Here is a 23,969-nt window from a genome sequence, read left to right on the forward strand (position 1 = left end):
TAGCCATTGGTAAGCCAGTATAGTTGATAGGGTTCAAAATGCAGCATCCCTTCTTCGATCAACAACTGGTTGCCACTAAGCCGATCTTTCATACCAAAGGGATTAACCATTGTTTGCGGGAAAACTAAGTGGGAGTAAACATATTGGTCATCGTCTTTAAAATTGGCTATAACCACGGTGCTTTTTCCTTTCCAGCTTCTTTCAAAAGCAAAAACATGTTCGTTGGAAGTTTCAATGAGTCTAAAGTTGTTATGATCTCCAAACTCATCGATGGACTTTCTTAGGGCAATCATGTGTTGAAGGGTTCGGAAGACTTGTGCCTGGGGTGTATCAGGCTTCTTGCGTTTTTCGGCTAACGCCCAATCCATTTTGGGACGATGCACCCAGCGGTTGTCATCTTTTTTGGATTCGTCTTCCAAAAAGGAATAGTCGTTGAGCATGGCTATTTCATCGCCAGAATAAATAACCGGAATGCCACCATACGAAAGAATAATGCCATGTAGTAGGTTAATGCGGGCAATGGCTCTTTTTACCCCTAATTCATTACCTTCTTGAAGGGCCTGCTCCAAACCGGCCAATGAGGCCATGCTACCTGAAATTCTGGCATCGTCTGTTTTAGGGTTATACATAAAAGGCAAGCCCTTGGCAAACGAACCCTCAAAGTCTCCGGTAAAGAACCGTGTTAAAAACTTCCGATGTGCGGCAGGGTCGTATTCTGATTCGGCAATGTGGCGGTCTTCAAAGCCCATGCCTATGTCGTCATGACAGCGTACATAGTTCACCCATGTAGTACCTTTGGGTTTTTTGGGCTTGTCGCGCAGGCTGGCCTTCATTACTCGGGTGTTTCGTGTGGCAAGAGAGTTCCATAGTAAAGCCATTAGTGTGGCATTGTAGGCCATGTCGTGTTCATTGCTCCATACATTGCTGGTGCCAAAGTACTTTACAATTTCTTCAGGGCTCACTATTGCCTCGGCCAAAAAAGCGACTCCCGGAGCTACCACCTGACTACAGAGCTTAAAAAGCTGGTGCACTATATGAGCCTGCGGCAAGTTTTGGCAACTGGTGCCCATCTGTTTCCATACAAAGGCCACGGCATCCATCCTAAAGATATCCACCCCCATATTAGCCTGAAACAACACATTGTCGAGCATTTCCACGAACACATAAGGGTTAGAATAGTTGAGATCCCACTGGTATTCGTTGAATACGGTCATTACCCAACAGTTCATTTCTTTGTTGAAAGTAAAGTTGCCAGGAGCACTTTCCGGAAAAACCTCGGGCATGGCCTGCTCATAGAGTAGCGAAATGGTACGATCTCTAAACGTATGGTAGAAGTTTTGGTAAAAGCGGTCTCCAGCCTTGGCTTTTACGGCCCACTCGTGTTCATCCGAAGTATGGTTTACCACAAAATCGAGCATTAAGAGTTTGTTGCTCTGCTTAAGTTTTTTGGCCACCTCCACTAAATCGCCATTGGTACCAAACCGGGCATTTATCTGCCGATAATTGCTTACAGCATAACCACCATCATTTTTTACTTTAGGGCTATCGAAGAGGGGCATCAGATGAAGCATGTTAACCCCCAGCTCTTCGAAGTAATCCATCTTTTCCAGTAATCCCTTTAAATCATTGTTGAAGCGATCTACATACAGCATCATGGCTGTGGTCTCCTGGTTGCAAAACCAACCGGGGTTAGCTTCGCGATGAGCATCACTTTCCAGTAAGTGCTTGGGCCGGGCTTTGTAGGCGGCCAACATTTTCTGCAACAGTAGTTCCAAAGCCGGTTCGAAGGAAGGGTGCTGGCCATAGAGCTGCTCGAAGCGACTGTAAATGTCCGAAAACAGCGCGATTAACCGCTGTTCAAAGGGTGTTCTTAGGCCATTCTCTTTGCCAAAAACCTTTGTTTCCAAGGCCTTGAGAGTAATATGGGCAGTAGGGTTGTACATAGGCAGAATAGCTTTGCCATAGAGGCGGCCAAAAGTATTTTAATATTTATGTTCCTTCACCATAAACCGGTTTAATTGCTGCAACCGATACCACGAAGAGAGGGAGCAATTGGGCATGTTGCTCCCTCTTTCTTTAGGCAAACCAAATCACTATTATGGCTGTGGCAATAAGCAACAGTACAGAAAGTGTTCGGTAGTTCTTATACCAGGGCAAATGTGCCAGTTCTTTAGTTTCTTCTTTATAAATCTGAGAGGTCCAAATCATCTCGCTCACCTTTTGAGCATCGGGTGGAGTTGTGGCCAGGCTTATTCCTACGTTAAGCACTATGGCTATGGCAAAAAGCACTGGTACCACATAGAGAAAGTGCACCCCGGTGGCATCGGTACTAATGCCTTCATACTTAGAGAAACAGTAGATGATCCAGCCAATTACCAATAAATAGGAGAGTACGAGGCTCCAGAACCCTCCTTGCGCGTTGGCTCTCCGATAGAAAAGTCCTACTACAAAAGCAGCCACAATGGGTGGAGATATAAAACCAAGAATTTGTTGCAGATAGGTCCAGAGCGACTGAAAGCTCTCGATCATGGGAGCCCAGGCCGCGGCTAAAACCACCAACACACAGGTGGCTATCTGCCCGGCCCGTACCAGTTGTTTAGAGCTCATATTGGGCCTTAGTTTTTGGGTAAAATCCATGGTAATGAGTGTGGAGGCCGAGTTGAGCGTGGCCGAAATACTTGACGACATGGCGGCAAGGAGCCCGGCAATAACCAACCCAAGAATACCGGTGGGTAGTAATTTATAAATCAACACAGGGTATGTCATATTGGGGCAATCACTCAGGTTCTCGCAAGTAGCAAACCCACCTTCGGTAGGTATCTGGTAATTGAGAAAACTTATGTCCATGTCTTTGAAAAGTAGAATGGCCAATACTCCGGGAATTACCATTATAAATAATACAGGAAGTTTGAGAAGCCCTGCAAATAGAGCTCCCCAACGGCCGTGGTTTAGGTCTTTGGCCGATAGTACCCGCTGTACCATAAACTGATTGTTGGCCCAAAAATAAAAGCCCAGTAAGGGTACACCGAGCACCAGCCCAAGCCAGGGCATGGCTTCATCGGAATTGGGTCTTATGAGGCTTAAAACTTCATCGGAATTTTTTTCTAACAGGCCACCGGCATGCAAATTATTGAGGCCGTCAATCATCTTTTGCCATCCACCTACCTGATCGAAGGCATAGTATGTAACCAGAAAGGAACCAAAAACTAGAAGTATGGCCTGAATAACTTCGGTATGAACCACGGACGATAGGCCTCCGGGAATAGTATAGGCAGCGGCAGCCACCGCCAGAAAGGCAATAATCATCCAGGAGGGATAGTCAGGAAAAATAATTTTTAAAATGAGGTTGCCGGCATATAAACCGGAGGCGGTATCGATAATAACGTTGCCCACTATGGTGATACCCGAAAAAAGGTAGCGGGTTCGCGTGTCGTATCTGCGCTCCAAAAACTCGGGCATGGTATACACGCGAGACTTTAGGTAAAAGGGCAGAAAGAACAGTCCGAAAATTACCAGCACCACGGCTGCCATCCATTCGTAGTTATAAACTGCCACATTGGTCTGAAAGGCATCGGAGGTGAGTCCAATTAGGGTGTTGGATCCTATATTGGCTGCAAAAAGTGAAATGCCCACAATGGGCCAGGCCATATTTCTTCCTGCCAGAAAATAGTCTTCTGAGCTTTCTTGTTTACCTTTTCGAATACCATAGATCACAATACCTACGAGGTAAACGGCTATGATGATTTTATCCCATAGCTCTAATCCAATACTTTCCATACAATCACTGGTTTTGACCCGACCCACCGAAAAGCAAAACCGGTCAATCAGAGTCAGCAGCCTGACGAAGCAACATGCTGTTATTCAAGCAACTATAAGTATAAGCACATAGGGGCTAAAATCATAGAAAGGAGGGGTAAAGTTGAAGGTAAAAAAAGAAGCTGTCTCAAAGCTCGCATTGGGTAATGTGCACAAGGCTTTAAGACAGCTTGCCAGATAGGGGTTGCTATTGAATTATTCGTTATTCTCGGCCAGTGCTTCGTTTCTTAGTTTAAGCTTGTCCACCACATAGTCGCCAAGCTTTCTGCCCTGAGTCACACCGTTTTCAATGGCCGGCATGTAGTGAATACCTCCATACAGGCGACTAATGGCTGCCTCTTCAGAAGCATCGAAGAAGGAGTCGAATTCTCTCACGGTGAGTCCGTATTTTACTTCCGTATCATCTCTGAAAGAGAAGTTGTCGCCAAAAATAGATGTAAGGGCTGTGGCGGCCGCATTGCTTATAACGGAGTGTCCGCTGGTGTACTCCGGAAATGGAGGCGTCTGCAAAAGGGGTACCCATTCTTCATCAATGTACTTGTTAATTACCGTTTCCGGCCTGATCAGGTTGGAGCGAAACTTTTCGTCCCAACAGCTTATAAAGCCATCGGCAAGAGCTATGGAAGTGAGCGCGTAAGCTTCGGCTGTTTTCATGGGGTCGGTTTCTGCCTTTTTACAGGCAATCTTTACAATGCCAATCCAGTGACCACCGGGAGTAATTTTTTTAGTGGCCGCCATTACATGGCCTGTCACATTCATTACGTATGGGTTACAATCCCAGAAAGATGCAATTTCCTTTTGTTCCTGACTCAGGTTTTTACCCACTTCATATACTTCCATCACTTCTTTGTAGAAGGGGCTGTTCTTTTCCATGTTGAAAGCAGTGGGCCTCTCCGGTACAAATTGAGTAGATGAGTCTATGGCAAACGGACGAATCTTAGTCCAGTGAGGTTCAATGGCTTCAAAATAGCCCGGAGGTGTTGGCTGCCAACGGGTGGGGTCGTTGGTTACGGTAAATTTTGGATAGGTACGTGTTTGTTTGTACATATCACCATCGGCCCACTCTAAAATATGTTTTGCTACCTGACCACCATAGGCCAAAGAAGCTTCAAAGTATTGCTTGTTTACTCCCTTTTTCAGCTCTTTATAAAGTTCTTCGCGGTAGGCATCCATATCGGCTTCTGAGAATATTAGGGCCGTACCAATTTTAATAAAAGCCTCCAGGGCCGCCAGTTCGTAAGAAATTTCTTCCGTTGGCTGGGGTATTGGGGTAAGCTCGGTCAACTGTCCGGCCAGGGGGTTATAGCTGGGGTTGTTTTGCGCCAGAACTTCATACATGGCAATGCTCGGGTAAGCATAAATTCTACTGGCCACCGGAGGAGAGAATATATCGTGGACAATTATCTCAGAGAGCTTGTCCATGGTCTGATGATACACATCGGACTCTATGTTTACTTCCTTAACTCCGTTATCACAGGCAAGCACTGCCAGCGAGCAAGCAAGTACTATCAAAAAATACTTTTTCATCACACAATCCTTTCTTTAGGATTACAAATGTTATGAGTATCAGGGACATGTTCAAGTGAAATCGTCAATAAAGCGACCTATTTGTCTGCCGATTCATTAATTCCCTCAAAACCTGTCAATTATATGTGCTTTTATGGCTCAAAAAGCTATTGTTGCCCGCCAAAAAACAACGGAGGTTTCTTTTCTTCAAAAGAAGTGAGTTCCTGATAGTGTTGCGCTAGCTGCAAAATGGTTTGTTCCTGATACAACTGGCCAATGAAGGTCATACTGGTGGGGCGGCCTTTTTCATCGAAACCGGTTGGCAGAGTAATTACCGGGTGCCCTGTAAGATTGGTAATGAGCATTTGCCGGCTACGAAAGGTAGGTGCCAGAATAACATCATAACCTTCAAAAAGCTTATGAATATGGTCAATCAGTTGTCGCCTCACTCGGTTGGCCTGCAGGTATTCTACGGCCGGAATAAAACGTGATTGCCTCAGGGAATTGGCCCTTGAGCCGGAGTGTTGCTCCACCATGTCGTTTACTTTGCCACTACGCACCAGCTCGTCAAAAAAAGCACCTGACTCGGCTCTCAGAATAATATCGAAAACAGCGTAGGGGAAGTCGGTTGGTAAAGAGAGAGTATCGAAGGATTGCCCCAGGTCTTTTTCAAGCACACTAAGTGCTTGGAGCATATTATGGCCGTTAGCGCTTTCATCGTTCTTCAGATCGCTCATTAAAACAGCAATTTTCAGATCCTTTACAGATGGCCCGGAGGTGTCTAGCGGAATGGTATTGGTGCTGGGGTCTAAGGGATCGAAACCATAGATGGCTGAGAGAACAATTTGGCAGTCTTTAGCACTACGAGCAATGGGCCCGACTTTATCCATAGACCAACTGAGGCTCATAACTCCATGGCGGCTTATTCTTCCATAAGTAGGGCGCAGGCCGGTTACGCCATTGCGGGCTGCGGGCGAAGTTATGGAGCCCAGAGTTTCGGTGCCCAGGCTAAAGGCCACCAGCCCGGCAGCAGTGGCCGAACCCGACCCGGCAGAAGAACCACTGGCACCTTGCGATAAGTCCCAGGGGTTTTTGGTCTTTCCTCCAAACCACACATCTCCCCGTGCCAAAGAACCTGAAACCAGCTTCGCTATAAGCACAGCACCTTGTTCTTCCAGTTTTTTTACAACCGTGGCTGTATAGTCGAATTGCTGGTTGCGGTATGGTTCGGCACCCCAGGTGGTGGGGTAGCCGTCAACGGTCATCAGGTCTTTTACTCCATAGGGAATACCGTGCAAAATACCACGATACTTACCGGCTGCTATTTCTGCATCGGCCTTGCGAGCCTGGGCCAGGGCCAATTCGCGGGTAACGGTAATTACGCTTTGCAGCTGGCCATCGAATTGTTCTATACGCTTTAAGTATATGCTGGTGAGCCGTTCAGAGCTTAATTGTCTGCTTTTTATAAGAGAGGCTAGTTGGCTTATACTCATAAAAGCAATTTCTTCTTCCGTGGGGGGCAGAGCTATGTTTTGGGGGATCTCAAAGGTGAGCCTTCTTTGCTCTCCCTCAGGAGCCATAAAACCCGATGGGTGTGGGTCGAAGGATACTGCCGGAAATGTTTCATTTTCAATAGTGAACTCGCGCATTTCCATATAGCCGCGTTTGTTTCGCCCCAAATAGTCATACATGGTGTTTAAGCCGTCTCCTTCAAAGGTTAAGCCGTAAAGTTTTTGGGCGGCCTTTATATCGCGTTTATGAAAACCATATTCAGTGGGTTTGCAGCTTAGCGCCAGTAGTGTGGCCAGAAGTAGTGCGCAAAGGTTCTTCATGAGATAGAAAGTGTTGAGCTTTCAATCTCCGCATTTTCGATTAAAAAAGTGAAACCGTTAATCAAAGCCGGGCTGCAGCCACACGGAGTAATCGTTGTTGCGCAAGGCCAGAACGGTCTCTTTGCCATTAACTACTACTACTCCCGCAGTTCGAAACTCTCCCCAGGTCGATGCATTGTTCAGATAGCTATCGCGGGTGTGTTCAAAATGGCCATTTCCTTGGCCAAGCAAAAGCGTAATAGGCCGTGCGTTGGCTTTGCCCAGGTCAGTTCTAAAGCTGTAATTATTACCAAAGAGCAAAAGATCGGTATGACCATCCTCGTTGTAATCGCCTGAAACGATACTCATTACGGGGCTTAGTTGAGCGGTGGCCGGAAGGCTGATTCTTTGAAAACGACTATTGCCTTTATTAAGGAAAACGACTGACTCGAAGGTTTTAGCTGTTTTTACATAGCCTTGGGTAAAGTATTCTCCCAGAAGCGTTTCGGGCGAAGAGTTTTTGGCATAATCTTCATAGTTGATGTGCAGCTTTTTGATCTTGGAAACCTGTTTTATGAGATCGTCTCTGGAGGCGAAAGGTGTTTGTTTACCATTTTGGTAATGAAAAATAATAGGGTCTATCTGTCCATTGCCGTCAATATCATTGACTGATAAAGTTACAGGGCGTTCTTCCGATGCTTTTAGTTTAGTGTTCAGGCCCAGGTTTCCGGCTACTATATCAGGAAGACCATCATTGTTCACATCGGTTACGTGGAGGCTGAACCACCAACCTTGGGTATTGACAAAGTCAGGAATCGATGCTTTTTCGAACTGGCCACTGCCATTGTTTTGCAGAAGCGTAATTCCGGTCCATTCTCCGGCTAGTACCAGGTCCATGTCTCCATCACCATCAAAGTCTATGGGCTCGGCAGCGTTAATCATGCCCAGCTCTGTGGGCGCCTGGAGGCGTTGGTTAGTCTGATCTTCAAAATAGGCCCGGCCATTGTTAATGAGCAGAAAGTGCTGTGGGTCTTTTCCATAAGCTCCGGGCACTACGTTGGCCCCAACAAAAACATCCTGATCACCGTCTCCGTCAAAATCGGCAATGGCAAGAGCCTTGCCCTGACTTCCAATCCGATTGAGTGCTCCGGGAGAAAACTGGAAGTTGCCTCGTCCATCGTTCAGATAAAGCCTGTCGAAGTTAAATACCTGCCCGTCTTCATATTCATTTCCTCCGCTCACCACATACAAGTCCTGATCGCCATCGTTGTCTGCATCAAAGAATCTGGCGTTAATGTCTTCTGCACGTTGCAAACGTTCAAAAATGGCGGCCAGCTTACGCTTAAACTGACCATTGGGTTGTTGCAACCAAAGTTCTGCCGGTTGGTCTTTGGCACCTCCCAGGTAGATGTCTTCCAGCCCGTCACCGTCTACATCGGCTATGGCCAGTGCGGGGCCTTCGGTACTGAATTTTCGTGGCATTAAGTATTCGCGCAATTGGTCGTTGAACTCATCTTCCCGGTGCCGGTAGTCGAACAATGAGCCGTGGGTAGAAAAGAGAGCTTTTTCGTCTCTCGTGTTACTTTCACTAGCCGTTTTGGCTTCTGAGTAGTGAAGGGTTAAAGTTTGGTTGAGAGATACGTGGTCTAACTGCTGACGTTTGCCATCGGGCCATATCACCTCCACCAACACGGGCATTGTGTTTTTGCCCAGCCCAAAATGAAGCTCCGGAGCTACACTGCTCTGAAAGCCTCTGGAGTTAAAGTTTTCGCGAAAAAGCGTGGTTTCAGGCAGGCGAATGTATACTTGTGCGCCAATACCGAAGGCATTGTGTTCTGACCCTTCAAAGCGAATTTTCAGATAGCTGTTGTTTTCGGTCAGGGTGTTTTGGTAGAGCAAGGCCTCTTGTTCAATGTTATTGATTATCAGGTCCAGGTCACCGTCATTGTCCAGGTCGGCATAGGCCGATCCGTTGGAGTAGGTGGGTTCATCGAAGCCCAAATCGAATTCGAAAGGTTGGGTGTTAAACCGTCCGTTACCTGCATTAAGGGCTGCATAGTTAGGTATTTTTAGTGTGGGCAGGGAGTTAATTCTGGCCCTTTCCATTTGGTCTTCATCCATTGCTCCCGGATTGCTGTTCAGGTAGTTTACAAAGTCCAGGTCGTTAGGGCGTTTATAAATGCCGTTGGTAATGTGAATATCCTGAAGACCATCATTGTTCATGTCGAAAATGAGTGGTGCCCAGCTCCAATCGGTGGCAAAGTTTTCTGCAAATAGGCTAATGTCTGAAAACATGCCGTTGCCCAAATTAAGTTGCAGTGTGTTGCGCACATACTGGTCGCCATAGCCAAACTGTTCTTTAATTCTGTAGACTTCCACCTTATCTTCACCAATGGACTTTTTCCATATCTCGGGGTCTTCGGGCAGCATGTCTGTGGTAAAAATATCTACTTGAGCATCGTTGTTAATGTCGGCCACAAAGTTGCCCATTGAATAGCGACTGGTGTGTTGAATGTGCTTTTCGAGTTGTTCTTTAAAGGTGCCGTTTTGTTGATTGATGTATAGGTAGTCGTTTTCGGTAAAGTCATTAGACACGTATATGTCAGGCCAACCGTCTTTGTTAATGTCGCTTATAGCCAGGCCAAGGCCAAAACCCAGCACACTGGAATAAATGCCGGCTTGTTCGGTTACATCTACAAATCCTTTTTTGCCCTGGGCGAGCTGGTTTTGGTAGAGTTTGTCTCCTCCGGGGCTGCTTTTGCTTCGCTCATTTATGGGTACGAATACTTCCGGATTTTTGATAGAATGGTTGAGAAGGTACATGTCCAGATCTCCGTCTCTGTCGTAATCGAAAAAAGCGGCATGCGTAGAAAAGCCTACAAAATCGAGACCATAGGCTTTGCTTTGCTCACTAAAGGTGCCGTCCTGGTTGTTAATGAAAAGCTGGTTACTGCCTTTGGCTTCTTTGTAGTCTCCTACCTGGCAAAGGTAAATATCCAGAAATCCGTCTCCGTTTACATCGGCCATTACGGCTCCTGTAGACCATGTGCCGCTTTCGGTAATACCGGCTTTTTGGGTAATGTCTTCGAACTCAAAGTTGCCTTTGTTCAGATAGAGCCTGTTGGGTGCTTGATTGGCTGTAAAGTATAGGTCTATGAGGCCATCATTGTTAATATCTCCGGTGGCTACTCCTCCTCCGTTGTAGAAATAGAGGTATTCTATAATATTGAAATTGGGACTATCGGTGAGCGTATTGCGGAAGCTAACGCCTGATTTTTCTGAGGGTACTTTTTTGAAAAGCACGGGTTTCTTTGATTGCGAATCGGTTTTGCATCCGCAAAAAGAGAGTAAAATACCCAGCCCCAATAGGGTCAGGGTATTCTTTCTCAGTGTTTTCAATACGTTGGTTGGGTTAGCCATGAAGCTGCCTTAGTTTTTTCCGAATTTGAGTTTCATTAATTCTGCATTGTTTCTGGCTATTAACACAAAGTTTTCGAATACCTCTATGTCGCGCACTTCGCCCTCCACAAGGAAGCCCTCCTGTGGTTTGGCAGCCACAAAACGTCCATTACCTGTGTTTTTAAGGAAGGTGCCGTAGCTGGCATCGTATCGGCCTACCTCGGGCTTAACCGAGTAGAGGTTGCCGCCCAGTAAAATGTCTGTATCTCCATCGGCATCAAAATCGCCTGTGGCAATGGCATATACCGGACTTACCTGTGCCTCTGTTGGCAATTCGGTCACTTCAAAGTTCATTTGGCCTTTGTTGAGCACGAGTACGCTGGTCATTTCGGTGGCCTTAATTTCCATAACACCTTCCATTTGCGCTGGAGTGAAAATATCCCTTACACTCATGTCTTTAAAAGTCTTATAATCGGGCAATACCTTTTTGAGGCTCTTAATCTGGTCGATAAGATTGTGGCGCAATCCATAGGGATAGGCTTTGCCATTGGCCATGTATTTAGATAGAATAGGGTCCAGGGTACCGTTGCTGTCAAAGTCTTTTACAAATAGAGCAATGGGTTGTTCTTCTGAGGCCTTGAAACGACTGTTGAGGCCATGGTTGCCTACTATGAAATCCATGCGGCCGTCACCATTAACATCGGCTGCATGCACTACATTCCACCAGCCTTTTAATCGGGCCAGGTTGGCCGGGGTGCTTTTTCTGAATTGGCCGTTGGTATTCAGAAATATCTCAATACCCATGTATTCTCCCACAACTATCAGGTCTGTAGCTCCATCTCCATTCACATCTACTGCCTGGCTACTCGTTATCATGCCCAGACTTTTAAATTCTGGTGCTTTTTCGGAGGTTACATCAGTATAAACTCCCTGACCATTGTTTTCGAGCAAAAAGCCATCGCCAGGAACTCCGTTTTGCATTGGGCGGCTACCCTCTCCCACAAAAAGGTCCAAATCACCATCACCGTCATAGTCTAAAACAGAGACCGTACTAGAGCTTACATAGCGGGTTTTGCCGGGTAGCATTTGGTTGGATGCCGAGAAATTGCCTCGGCCATCGTTGAAGTATAGCCGATCGATGTAGGCCGATGAGCTTTGCGAAAACTCTATACTTCCGCTGCACACATACAGGTCTAAGTCACCATCGCCATCGGCATCGAAAAAGACGCTTTCCAGGTCTTCTGAAACTTTGTCTTTGGCAAAGGCGGGCTGGCGATTTACGGTAAACCCGTTGGCCGAACCGAGTAGCAGTACGGCCTCTTCTTCTTTACTGCCGCCCACAAACACATCGGGAAAGCCATCTGCATTCACATCGGCTACGGCCATTTTTGGCCCTTGGGTACTCTTCATGAGAAACAATGAGCGGTCAATGTCAAAGTCTACAAAGGCATTTTCCTTGTGGGCAAATGGCAGGTTTAAAGGGGCTTGCGAGAATATAGCGGGGGTTCCTTTTTCATCGGTTTCGCTGGGTTGAGGAGTGGCTTCTGCCTCTGACAGTTGCAATTGCTGGTTGGGAGAAACGCCATTAAGAAGGGTTACCTTTCCGGAAGGCCAGAGCACTTTTACCGATAGGTTTTGACCTGTTTTTAGCCCTACAAAAGGCCTTGGATCCATGCTGGACTGAAAGCCCCTGGTGGGTTGCTGCTCTACGTAGTACTGATCTTCACCCGCAGTTACCCATATTTTGGTGCCTATGGCCAGCGTGTTTGCTCCTTCACCTTTAAGCGAAAAGGAAAGGTAGTGCCCGTCACCTTCTTTGGTATTATTTCGGTAGAGGAAGGAGGGCATGTTCACATTGTTCACCACTAAATCCAGATCTCCGTCATTGTCCAAATCGCCATAGGCAGAGCCATTCGAAAAGCTCGGTGTAGCTAATCCATACGCTTTAGTTACATCTTTAAACTCCAGGCCATTCTGGTTTTTGTAGGCGTAGTTTTGAATGGGGTTGGAAGGGATAATGTCGATCAGGCTTTTGTAGTCTACTCCGTTTTTGCTAATCATGGAGCTCATTATTTCTTCGCTCGAGGCGTATTGCAGGTAGTCCTGGTCGGTAAGGTCCTGATAAATACCATTGGCCACATAGAGGTCTTTGTAGCCGTCATTATCCATATCAAAGATGAGGGCACCCCAACTCCAATCGGTGGCCTCTACCCCGGCCAATCGCCCGAGCTCTGAGAATCCGGCTCCGGTATTGATCTGAAAGGTATTGCGAGTGAACTGGTGATAATAGCCATTGTTCAGTCCGTACTGATAGCGATTCCAGTCTTCGAAGGTGGTAACAGACTTCAGTCGGTCATAATCGTTGGGTAGCATTTCGGTTACGAACAGGTCGTTGCTGCCATCGTTGTTAATATCGGCCATGTCAGCTCCCATTGAGGCCCCACTAATGGAGTTCATGCGCTGAGTGAGCACTTCTGTAAAGGTGCCGTTTTGTTGATTTATGTATAAGTAATCTCTTTCAAAGAAATCGTTAGATACGTATATGTCGTCCCAACCGTCACCGTCTACATCTCCCACGGTTACCCCAAGTCCAAAGCCAATAACCGAACCGTAGATACCGGCTTTTTCGCTTATGTCGTAGAATTTTCCGTCCCGGTTTTCCATCAGTTTATCTCCTCCAAGCACATCGCGCTTGGGTCGTTCATTTCTTCGCAGATCAAAGCTGCCAATGGCCTGGTAAGAATTGTTGAGTATGTATACATCTAAATCTCCGTCTTTGTCGAAATCAAAGAATGAAGCATGGGTTGTGTAGCCGGGGTCGGCTAAGCCATATTCTTTGGCCGCTTCTACAAAGGTTAGGTCTCCTTGATTAATGAAAAGCTCGTTTTCTTTATTGTCGCCTTTTACATCGCCAGAATTACAAACATAGATATCCAAAAGGCCATCGGCATTTACATCGACCATGGTGACGCCTGTAGACCAGGCCCGTTGGCCGGCAGTGCCTGAGCTTTCGGTAATGTCTTCAAACTGAAAGTTGCCTTTGTTAAGAAACAGGCGGTTGGGCAACTGATTGGCTGTCATGTAAATATCGGGAAGACCATCGTTGTTAATGTCTCCGATCGACACGCCTCCGCCATTGTAGAAGTTGCGGTAGGTATATATGTTGAACTCGCTGTCGTAGGTGAGTTTGTTTTCAAACTGAAAGCCTGTATTTTCTGCTTCCATTAGCGTGAAACGTGGTGTTTGTGATTCTTCGGGCTTGTTCTGACAGGCAGAAAATCCGAGGGCTAATAGAGTGTATGCAAGCAGTGTTTTCTTTCTGAACATGGCTAAAAAATTAATCGTCTATGGTTGTCGTCAGGTCTGTCATTTTTACGCGTACGATCTCATCGTCTTTGGTTTTTATGGCTATTCTTCTGTTGCCATCAACTTTCACCCAAATAGTTTCTTGCGGCTGTTCTCCTTCAACGGCTATAAAATCATTGCCGCCATACCAGGCCATAAGGGTGTCTTTAATTCTGGGGAGTAATTCCGGGGCATAGAGGGCTTTGTTCCAGGGAGCCCACGCGGCATAGCGATACTCCAAGTCCATTCCGGTAATTTGCTCATTGCTATCGAACTGTGGGTAAAAGAACATTTCAATTTTTTCCGAATGAATGCTGTCTGGAGGCAGATTGTACTGTACATAATTGCCTCTGCTACCGGCAGTGAACAATCCTTCCTGGTTTTTCTTCCAGCAGAGTTCATAAAAGTCGCGTTTGGCCTGCTGAAAATGAATACCAAAGAAGAGCGAGTCATTGCGCACCCCTTTGGCCATTTCTTCATTGAGCATTTTGCTGTAATCAGACTGGCAGGCGCCAAGGCCCAGAGTAAGTAGCAGGGCCATCATCAAGTATAGCGTTCTATTGTTTTTCATAGGTTTTTAACGGGCCGTTGTTGATGATGAAAATGAAACTTTCTTTGCCGTTGACTGACATTTTTTTGATGTGTCTAATTTGTCCATCTATATTCAAAAACTCAATTTTTTTACTGTTAAAGCCTTGTTTTGTGCCCAGCAGCACCAATCCTTTGAGTCCATCGTATCGTCCGAATTGGGGTTTTACCAGGTATTGATTACCACCCAGAATAATGTCGGTGAGGCCATCGGCATCTATATCGTCCGTAGCGATGGCGTATACCGGAGAGTACTGGGCTTCTTTGGGCAGGGGTATAAAAGTGAAGTCGCCATTGTTGTTGTAGAAAATGCCTGATCTGCGTTCGTCAATTTCGTAGATGGAGGTACGCGAAAGCACATCGGGGCTAAATAACTGGTCGATGCTTTTTTCTGCATAATCTTCAAAATACACTAACTGTTTTTTGAGCGAAGGTATTTGCTTAATGAGTTCATCCTTGTCGGCCAAGGGATAGTATTTTCCATTGATTGGCTCGCAGAATATTTGCTCTTTGGTTCCGTTCTGGTCGAAATCGTGCATGTACATGCGGGTACCTGGCTTTAAGAAGGTGTTTTCACCGTGGTTTCCGGCCACTATATCCATGTCGCCATCTCCATCAATATCGGCCACATGTAAGGTGTGCCACCAGCCTCTAAGCGGTGCCAATCGATTTGAGCGGGTTAAGCGACCGTTGTTGTTCTCATAAAGAGTCACCGGCATCCAGTCGCCTGCCACAATCAGGTCAAGGTCTCCATCCTGATCTACATCGGTCCAACTCGATGAGGTAATCATGCCTACCTTCAGAAGTTCGGCTGCCACCGTTTGGGTTACATCTTTGAAGTTTCCACTTCCATCGTTTTCAAAGATGAAGCCTCTGCCAGCTTCACCATAGTAGAAAGGATCGAACCGTTCGCCAATAAACAGGTCTAGGTCTCCGTCACCATCAAAATCGCCCGCAGCTACGGTGCTGGTGCTGAAATAGTTTGTAAATGGCAAAGGAGAGGGACTTTTGCTAAAGTTTCCTTGGCCATCGTTTAGGTACAGCCTGTCCATCAGAGCGGAGGAACTGCGACTAAAAGCTCTGCCTCCGCTGGTCACGTAGAGGTCTATATGTCCATCGGCATTGGCATCGAAGAAAACAGCAGAGGCGTCTTCCGAAATTTTATCTGCTTCGAAGGTGGCCTGGCTGGAGAGTTGGTAGCGGTTGCCGTTGCTCAAATAGAGTCTTGCGCTTATGTCTTTCGACCCACCTATGAAAACATCCTCTTTTCCGTCTCCATTCACATCGGCCATGGTCATGGCAGGGCCTTCGTTTTGATACATTTCTATAAGCAGGCGCTCCCGGTCAAAGTCTATGAACTCATTTTCCACATGAGTGTATTCGAACGGGTTTTGGGCTAAAATGAGTGGGCTTTGTTTGGCTGGTGGGGTTGGGGCCGATTTTGCTGTAGCATTAGCTTCGTCTAATTGCAACAGTTGGTTGGTTTTAACCTGATACAAAGTGGTAATACGACCTTCTGGCCAGGTGACCTTTAGCGAGTCTAATATGACATGGCCGCCTACTCCGAGGTGTATTTTGGGGTCTACTGAACTCTGGAAGCCTCGTGAAGGGTAGTTGTAGCCGGAAAACTGCTCTTGACCGGCCCATGCCTGAACAAAGGCACCAATGGCATAACGGTTGCTTTTTAGGCTTGAGCTAAGCTGCAACTGTATGGAGCGTTGAGTGGCTGTATCGCTGTTGTTTTTATAGATGAAGGCCGGCATGTTCACATTGTTAATGACCAGATCGAGGTCTCCATCATTGTCTAAGTCTCCATAGGCACTGCCATTGCTAAAAGTGGGTTCTTCCAGCCCACTGGTTTCACTGATGTTTTGGAATTGAAAGTCTCCCTGGTTTTGGAAAAGGGCATTGGTCACAGGCTTGGAAGGCATTACATCAATTAGGCGGGTTATCACATCTTCATCGTTGCGAATCATAGCGCGAATGCGCTCTTCGTTGGCCATGTAGTTAAGGTAGTCTCTATCAAGCAGGTCTTTGTATATACCGTTAGAAACAAAAATATCTTTGAGGCCGTCATTGTCTGCATCGAAAATTAAAGTTCCCCAACTCCACTCTGTGGCGGCTACACCGGCAAATCTTCCAATTTCCAGAAACTGACCATTGCCGAGGTTTCTTTGCAACACGTTTCTGGGAAATTGATGGTAATATCCTTTGGAGGTATTGAGGGTATATTTATCCCACGACTCGTAGGTTGCTTTGGTTTTTTTTCTGGGTAGGGTAGCCGGTAACATTTCTGTGACCATTATTTCCGGCAGGCCATCATTGTTCAGGTCGCTGGCATCGGCTCCCATAGACCCCATACTGAGGCTTTCAAAATAGACCTCTGAACTTTCGGTGAAGGTGCCGTCCTGATTGTTGATGTAGAGGTAGTCTTTTTCAAAAAAGTCGTTGGATATAAAAATGTCGGGCCAGGAATCTTGATTGTAGTCAGATAGTGTTATTCCAAGTCCGTAGCCAATGTCGCTATTATAGATGCCTGCCTGGCGACTTACATCGGTAAATTTTCCATTGTCGTTTCGTAGTAGTTTGTTGCCGGCATTTTCGGCACTGGGTATTTCTCTCTGGCCTTCAATAATATCTTGTCCAACACCCAAAGAGCGAAGGGAATTGGTAAGTAGGTAGCAGTCCAGATCGCCATCTTTGTCGTAGTCAAAGAAAGCAGCGTGGGTAGAAAGGCCATTAAAATCTAGACCGAAATCGGCTGCAGACTCTTTAAAGGTGCCATCCTGCTGGTTAATGTATAGGGCGTTTTTTCTGCCTGGATCGTCACTTGGAGGACCCGATTTACAAACGTATAGATCGAGCCAGCCATCGGCATTGATATCTACAAAAGTGGCTCCGGTAGACCAAAAACCTTTACCCGCTGTTCCTGATGATTCGGTAATGTCCTCGAAGGTCCAATTGCCTTTGTTGAGGTAGAGCTTGTTCTCTACTATGTTGCCACTAAAAAAGATATCGAGCAAGCCATCGTTGTTGATGTCTCCGAGAGCTACTCCTCCGCCATTGAAGAAGTTGCGGTAGGTATAGGGGTTTAGCTCTTCGGAATATTCGAGTCTGTTTTCAAAAGCGATACCACTTGTTTTACCCTCTATTTTCTCAAATAGGGTGGATGTTTTGCTTTTGCAAGCCCCTAAAAGGGCACAAATCGATAGAAGTAATACTGACTTTTTCATACAAAAATGGGCTGCCTCAACGGCAACCCATTTTACTAAATACTTAAACTAAATTCTAGTTATATCCGGGGTTCTGAGTAAGCGTACCACCCGATGCATTGATTTGCTCGTTTGGAATAGGGAACACATTTTTATATGTGTCTGAGTGAGCAGGTTTTTCCCACCACTGAGCTCCCCAACGACCAAATCTGATCAGGTCTATTCTTCTCTGAGACTCCTGGAACATTTCGCGTCCTCTTTCTGCAAGGAAAGTGCTGGCATCCATTTGAGCGAATCCATCTACACCGGCTCTTTCTCTCACTTGGTTTACCAAAAGAAGGGCCTGAGGATCGCTCCAGTTTCCATTTAATCGGGCAATGGCTTCAGCTTTGTTCAAAAGAACTTCAGCATATCTGAAAAGCGGATAGTCATTGTCCATGTTTGCTCTTTGCTTCAGCTTGAAGCTAAACTTACCAAGTCTGGCACCTGCCTGACGGCTTCCGTTCGGGGCCAATTGGTTGATGGCAGGCGTATAGTTGATAGGAGCTCCATCAGGATCGGCAGCATCAAAGGCCAAATCGAGAATTGGGGCACCATTTACATCATACTGAGGGCCAACTATGAAGTTGTTCTCTTTTCTCTCATCGCCATCTTCGTAAGAGTTGTAGAACTCTTCCAAAGTAGAGTAACCGTTCCATGGCTGCTCAGCCAAACGGTAAGTCAACTGGCTAGGATAGTGAAGGGTCATCTGAGCGAAGTTCATGCCTCCCTGAGTAGCTTCATCGTAAGGCAATACCCAAATGTGCTCAGGATCATCTACGTTGTCCGGAGCAAAAACATCGGCATAGTCTGGAGTAAGGCTATAAACCCCTGAGTTAATTACGGCATCGGCTGCTATAATAGCATCAGCATATCGAGGAACACCAGTATAAACTTCTGCATTCAGGTAAAGTCTGGAAAGAAATGCCTGAGCACCAAGATTGCTAACTCTACCGTACTCTTGTCTTCCTTCAGGAAGGTCAGGAAGTGCGGCAAGAAGTTCACTTTCAATAAAGTTGAATACAGTTACTCTGTCTACCTGTGGGGCATCAACTCCCGGCTGAGTAACAATTTTTACTCTTCCGAAAGAATCCATCAATCTCCAATAGAAGAAGGCACGTACCGTTTTAAGCTGTGCTACGGCAGCAGGAGAGAGTCCTCCATCGGCTAAAAGACGGTTACACTCATTAATACCACCGTAAGACTCATTCCATACTCCATTGAGTGCGGGGTGAGTAGATTGCCACTGGTGTCTGTGCATATCCAGCCAGATACCACCATCAAACCAGTCACCACCTTTTTGGGTAATTACAGCTTCGTCTGTCGAAACTTCCTGTATAGAGAAGTATCCTCCATGACCGGCAGAGCTACCTATTAGCCTGCCAAATGCAGCACCAAGGCCATCGTTTGGCTGTGCTTTGTTTACGTTATTGGTTACCCCAACACCGGGGTTATTCGGATCGAAGTCTTCGGTAAACGAATCTTTCAATTCCTCTTCCAAATCTGTACAAGCGCCAACGGTAAAGATGGTTGCCGCAAGTGCCAGAATTCTAATTGTATATTTCATATTCTTTTTCTTTTCTGATTAAAAACCAACGTTCAAACCGAAAGTGAATGTTCTGCTGGTGAAGTAGTTGTTTCTTCTGTCAATACCAGGAGCCAAAACATTTCCATCGTTAATGTCAACCAAAGAAGGATCAGGATCGATACCCTGATAGTTGGTGATCACAAAAGCGTTCTGAACGCTCAGGTACATTCTCAATTTGCTGAACATAGAGTTGTTCGACATATCGAAGTTGTATCCTAAAGTGGCGTTATCAAGTCTGAAGAAGTCAGCTTTTTCTACATACAGTGAGCTGAATTGAGCCACCTGAAGCTCAGGAATCTGCAAGTCAGTTTTTGTTCTGTTGTAAGAGTTAATAGCACCCAGGTCGATTGGCTCATAGAAAGCTCTGAAAGTGTTTACCAGGCTATGACCGAAGGCTGCTCTAAAGAATACGTTCAGATCCCAGTTGCCATAGCTCAATTGGTTGGTCCAACCAATTTCAAGGGTTGGTATACCATTTCCTAGTTGCTGGAAGTCACCGTCATCATCCAAAGCGTTACCTTGGTCAGTATTCAGGTTGCCATCGTTGTTAAGGTCTACAAATACTGGTCTACCTTCAGCATCCACATTTCCTGAGAATACTGGTCCCCAGATCTGGCCAATTTTTTCGCCTACAGCGATTCTTACCATGTTGGTACCGTTCTGACCAGGAGAACCCAGGTTGGCAATCATTTGCTCCGGAATTACGAACTCCTCAAGAGTAGTGCTGTAAGTAGAAAGTACTACACCAGGAGACCAGTTCAAATCGCCACTGCCAATACCGGCATGGTTGATGGCAAACTCAAGTCCTTTAGTGTTTAACTTACCAGCATTTTCATAACGTCTGTCTGTTCCATAAACGGCTGGATCAACAGTTCTTTCCAGAATGAAGTCGTTGATGTCTCTTGAGTAAACATCTAGGCTACCACTCAACTGTCCGCCAAGAAGACCGAAGTCAAGACCAAGGTTGATCTCTGCTTTCTCTTCCCATTTTAGGTCTGGGTTACCAGCTCTAACAAAGCTTACGGTACCACCACCGCCAAAGCCATAAGAGAAGAGGTCTTGCGCCAATCCTGAAGGACCCGGCAATGAACCTGTAACCCCGTAACCGGCTCTAAGCTTCAGTTGGCTGAAGGCTGCAATGTCGAAGTAGTTCAACAGGTCTGCACCAACACCAAAGGCAGGGAAAGTACCCCATCTGTTTTCGGCACCTAGCTTAGTAGAACCCTCTCTTCTTACGGATGCATTTACAAAAATACCGTTGTCGAGGCTGAAGTTCACTCTACCAAAGAAGGCAATAATTCTGTTTTCAGGAGACTCATAGCTAAATAAGCTTACGTTGGCACCATCGCCAAGTATGTTGCCTGAAGAACCAATAATGTTGTATCCAAGATCGTTGCTTGGGAAGTTACCAGCTTCCATACCAAAGCCTGTAAATACTTCTTCCTGGAAGGAATATCCGGCAGATATAGTCAGGTTGGCATTGTCAAAGTCTTTTACAAAAGTTCCGTAGGTTTCGAACAAAGTAAACTTGCTCTCATCGGTTCTTCTGGAAGCTAAACCGGTTCGGTCGAATCCTCTAAATAGTGAGTTAGAAGGATAGAAAGTACCTCCGGTAAATGTAGTGAACTGCTGAGCATAGTTGGCAGACCAGGTTAGGTTGTCCAAAATATCGTAGCTCATTTGAGTGTTAAAGTTCAGGTTGTTTCTCTTACCCAGGTTCACATTTTGCTCGATAATAGCAACAGGGTTGAAGTTGTCGAACAAGATGGCTTGGAAGTAGCTACCGTCAGGGTTTCTGATAGGAGCTGTTGGGTTGAAGAGTGCCGCGTAGCGGAAGGCTTCGTTGAACGAGAAGTTTTGATCTCTATTAGTCATAGAGAGGTTAAACTGAATGTTCAGCCTGTCATTCAGTGCATAATGATTCACATTAGCACGGGCGTTGATCTGATCGAAACCAGATTTCTTCAATACTCCTTGAATATTTCTGAAGTTGGTAGAAACACGGAAAGTGGTGTTTTCAGAACCACCGGAAACAGCAATGTTGTGTACGTGAGAAATACCGGTTCGGGTAATTTCTTCCTGCCAGATAGTCCTGGAGCCAAGGTCGTTACCACCAGTGGCCACATACTCATCAGGAGTCATTACCGGCTGGAATCGGAACACCTCATCGGCTGCAACATATCCGTTGTAAGAAGCTTGCAGACCACCACCTCTGTTGCCAGACTTGGTCGTTACAAGGATAACACCCGCAGAACCTCTGGAACCATAGATAGCCGCTGCAGAACCGTCTTTAAGAACGTTTACTGTAGCAATATCGTTAGGGTCTACGTTGTCAAGAGAAGCTCCAATTACGCCATCGATAACCACGAGTGGTTGCACGTTGGCTCCAACAGTTGAAATACCTCTTAAACGAATGGTGGCACCACCATTGGGGTTGCCTCCTTTGTTATAGATACTCAGACCGGGAACTTTACCCTGGAGTAGTTGAGTTGGGTCGTTTACGTTACCCTGGTTAAAGTCTTCGGCATCCAAAGCTACCACCGAACTTGTGATCTCTTTCTTTTCTTGAGACCCATAACCTACTACTACCACTTCTTCCAGCTCGGCATAGTCAGGGTCGAGCGTTACGTTTATGGTAGTTTGGTTTCCTACAGGTACCTCTTTAGTGATATAACCCACAAAAGAGAACACCAGTACATCACTTGGAGAGACCTCAATGGTATATGTACCATCAAGACCACTCGGCACACCACGGGTAGTTCCTTTTACCGTAATGTTCACACGGGGGATTCCCTGTCCGTCATCCCCGCCAGTTACCTTACCGGTAACCGTTCTTGTTTGTGCCAGCAGTGCCCCTTGGAAACCCACCGACAATACAAGAAGGAGTAGTAAAAACTTTTTCATACAATCATTTTTAAGTTTACTTGATTAGTGGCCAAAAACGGCCAAAAAAGTGCAATCGAATGCTTAAAGTACAATTACTGCACTTCAATTCATAGTATGTTAAAGTTAAAATTAACGCAAACGTTTGCAAAATTTAACATACACGACATATCTGTTGCCTCTTCAAATAGTTAGCTTCTGAGGCTTAGCGTTGTTCGATAACTTTTACTTAACCCTGCCCGGTAATCAGTTGTTTTAAGGCCTTAAAAGCCACTTTAATTTTGCAAAGGATTGCAGATGGCCATCATTTTGGTTGAATTGTCTTCCGGGGTTCTACCTTCTTTTATTTTTTAGCATTATTGTGAGCAAAAATTAGCCTTCACCAAAAAATTACCCCATGCATTGGCAGCAACTATTGGATTTGAGCGAACAGAAAAGCATTCAACAGGCCCGAACCCTGTTCGATAGAGATTATGATAGAATAATCTTCTCCCATCCGTTTAGAAAACTGCAAGACAAAACGCAGGTTCACCCCCTGCCCGAACATGATTTTGTTCACAATCGATTGACGCATAGTTTGGAGGTAAGTAGTGTTGGGCGATCTCTGGGTAGATTGGTGGGCGATTCGGTACTTGAGCGCAGGCCTGAAATGGCCCGGCAAATATCGGCCAATGATTTTGGAACTATTGTAGCCTCAGCCTCATTGGCTCACGATATTGGTAACCCTCCGTTTGGCCATTCCGGAGAGCAGGCCATTTCGGAGTACTTCTTGCTTAATGCAAAACTTTTAGAAAGTGAGTTTACCCAAAAGGAATGGGCCGATCTCGTAAACTTTGAAGGAAATGCTCAAGGCTTTCGTTTGCTCAACAAATCGGGCTATCAGGGACTAAAACTAACTGCTCCAACGCTTGCGGCTTTTACTAAATACCCCAGGCCGGCTCTGGTCAGAGATGCGCTCAAACCCAGAAGAAGCCAGAAGAAGTATGGCTTTTATGTATCGGAAGCCGACCTGTTTAAGGAAATGGCACATAAGCTGGGGCTGAAGGCTTTAGCACAGGAGCAATGGACAAGGCACCCTTTGGCATTTTTAGTAGAGGCGGCAGATGATATTTGTTACCATGTCATAGACCTTGAAGACGGTTGCAATTTGGGGCTGCTGAGCCAGGAAGATACCATTGAATTGTATGCACAGGTTATTGGTGAGAGGTTCGACAGAAATAAGCTATATACTATAAGGAGTAAAAGAGAGCAAATTGCGGTGCTCAGGGCCTTGGCTATTTCCGAGCTGATAGATCAATGCAAGACCCTGTTTCTTGATAGTGAAGAAGATATTTTGAGCGGAAAATTTGATGTTTCACTTACAGATGCCATTCCGGCTGCCGACCACCTGGCACAAATAAGTAAGATATCGGTTCAGAATATTTACCGATCCAGAACAGTGCTGGAAATTGAAGCGGCCGGTTTTACAGTAATTAATGGTTTGCTCGAGGCTTTTGTGCCAGCGGCATGTTCTATTCAAAAAGGCAAACAAACAAGAAAAGAGCAGGTGTGCTACAGATTGCTGCCCGAAGATACCCGCTACGAAATTGAACAGGCTCCTACCGTGTACCTTGCCCTTAGGGCTTTACTTGATTTTGTATCGGGCCTAACCGACTCTAACGCCATGAATTTGTACCGAAAGATTGGAGGTATAGCCCTGCCCGGTAAAATATAGAGCACTTATTCCGAATAACATGGCCTGTGGATATGATTGAAAGGGGAAAATATTACCTTTGTGATCTT

The 23,969-nt window shown here is 45.9% G+C and carries 11 protein-coding genes; 1 reads left to right on the forward strand and 10 read right to left on the reverse strand.

What is annotated here, in order from left to right:
* The 10 genes from B3O12_RS01245 to B3O12_RS01290 form a co-directional block, all read right to left on the reverse strand.
* Positions 1 to 1,943 (reverse strand): alpha-amylase family protein (locus tag B3O12_RS01245; protein ID WP_286755011.1); only part of this gene is annotated, 1,943 nt, incomplete at its 3' end.
* Positions 1,944 to 2,076: 133 nt separating this feature from the next.
* Positions 2,077 to 3,777, reverse strand: a complete 1,701-nt coding sequence (locus tag B3O12_RS01250; protein WP_189628726.1) for a sodium:solute symporter — start codon at positions 3,775 to 3,777, stop codon at positions 2,077 to 2,079.
* A 234-nt stretch (positions 3,778 to 4,011) separates the two neighbouring features.
* Positions 4,012 to 5,343, reverse strand: a complete 1,332-nt coding sequence (locus tag B3O12_RS01255; RefSeq protein WP_286746693.1) for a vanadium-dependent haloperoxidase — start codon at positions 5,341 to 5,343, stop codon at positions 4,012 to 4,014.
* Positions 5,344 to 5,489: 146 nt separating this feature from the next.
* Entirely contained in the window at positions 5,490 to 7,154 is a 1,665-nt protein-coding gene (locus B3O12_RS01260) for an amidase (RefSeq protein WP_286755012.1), read from the reverse strand.
* Between the two features lie 57 nt (positions 7,155 to 7,211).
* On the reverse strand, positions 7,212 to 10,553 hold the full coding sequence (locus tag B3O12_RS01265; protein ID WP_286755013.1) for a VCBS repeat-containing protein: 3,342 nt from the start codon (positions 10,551 to 10,553) through the stop codon (positions 7,212 to 7,214).
* 9 nt (positions 10,554 to 10,562) lie between these two features.
* A complete protein-coding gene (locus tag B3O12_RS01270) occupies positions 10,563 to 13,859 on the reverse strand; it encodes a VCBS repeat-containing protein (RefSeq protein WP_286755014.1) in 3,297 nt (1,098 codons plus the stop codon).
* Between the two features lie 10 nt (positions 13,860 to 13,869).
* Entirely contained in the window at positions 13,870 to 14,448 is a 579-nt protein-coding gene (locus tag B3O12_RS01275; RefSeq protein ID WP_189628721.1) for a hypothetical protein, read from the reverse strand.
* Positions 14,435 to 17,698 (reverse strand): VCBS repeat-containing protein, encoded by a 3,264-nt coding sequence (locus tag B3O12_RS01280; RefSeq protein ID WP_286755015.1) that lies wholly within the window; start codon positions 17,696 to 17,698, stop codon positions 14,435 to 14,437. Before B3O12_RS01280 ends, B3O12_RS01275 begins: the two co-directional genes overlap by 14 nt.
* 55 nt (positions 17,699 to 17,753) lie before the next feature.
* Positions 17,754 to 19,283 (reverse strand): RagB/SusD family nutrient uptake outer membrane protein, encoded by a 1,530-nt coding sequence (locus B3O12_RS01285; protein WP_286755016.1) that lies wholly within the window; start codon positions 19,281 to 19,283, stop codon positions 17,754 to 17,756.
* Positions 19,284 to 19,301: 18 nt separating this feature from the next.
* Positions 19,302 to 22,208: a SusC/RagA family TonB-linked outer membrane protein gene (locus B3O12_RS01290; RefSeq protein ID WP_189628718.1), complete on the reverse strand. Its 2,907-nt coding sequence runs from the start codon at positions 22,206 to 22,208 to the stop codon at positions 19,302 to 19,304.
* Between the two features lie 376 nt (positions 22,209 to 22,584).
* Here B3O12_RS01290 and dgt point away from each other — a divergent pair, with 376 nt between their 5' ends.
* A complete protein-coding gene (dgt, locus tag B3O12_RS01295) occupies positions 22,585 to 23,901 on the forward strand; it encodes a dGTP triphosphohydrolase (protein WP_286755017.1) in 1,317 nt (438 codons plus the stop codon).
* Positions 23,902 to 23,969 lie beyond the last annotated feature (68 nt).

Origin of the sequence: Roseivirga sp. UBA838, assembly GCF_002296035.1 — a bacterium.
GTDB lineage: Bacteria > Bacteroidota > Bacteroidia > Cytophagales > Cyclobacteriaceae > Roseivirga > Roseivirga thermotolerans.

Excerpts from the sequence above, each read along its gene's own strand:
- B3O12_RS01275 (WP_189628721.1), bottom strand. The coding sequence starts at position 14,448 with ATGAAAAACAATAGAACGCTATACTTGATGATGGCCCTGCTACTTACT.
- B3O12_RS01280 (WP_286755015.1), bottom strand. The coding sequence starts at position 17,698 with ATGAAAAAGTCAGTATTACTTCTATCGATTTGTGCCCTTTTAGGGGCT.
- B3O12_RS01290 (WP_189628718.1), bottom strand. The coding sequence starts at position 22,208 with ATGAAAAAGTTTTTACTACTCCTTCTTGTATTGTCGGTGGGTTTCCAA.
- B3O12_RS01260 (WP_286755012.1), bottom strand. The coding sequence starts at position 7,154 with ATGAAGAACCTTTGCGCACTACTTCTGGCCACACTACTGGCGCTAAGC.
- B3O12_RS01265 (WP_286755013.1), bottom strand. The coding sequence starts at position 10,553 with ATGGCTAACCCAACCAACGTATTGAAAACACTGAGAAAGAATACCCTG.
- dgt (WP_286755017.1), top strand. The coding sequence starts at position 22,585 with ATGCATTGGCAGCAACTATTGGATTTGAGCGAACAGAAAAGCATTCAA.
- B3O12_RS01285 (WP_286755016.1), bottom strand. The coding sequence starts at position 19,283 with ATGAAATATACAATTAGAATTCTGGCACTTGCGGCAACCATCTTTACC.
- B3O12_RS01250 (WP_189628726.1), bottom strand. The coding sequence starts at position 3,777 with ATGGAAAGTATTGGATTAGAGCTATGGGATAAAATCATCATAGCCGTT.
- B3O12_RS01255 (WP_286746693.1), bottom strand. The coding sequence starts at position 5,343 with ATGAAAAAGTATTTTTTGATAGTACTTGCTTGCTCGCTGGCAGTGCTT.
- B3O12_RS01270 (WP_286755014.1), bottom strand. The coding sequence starts at position 13,859 with ATGTTCAGAAAGAAAACACTGCTTGCATACACTCTATTAGCCCTCGGA.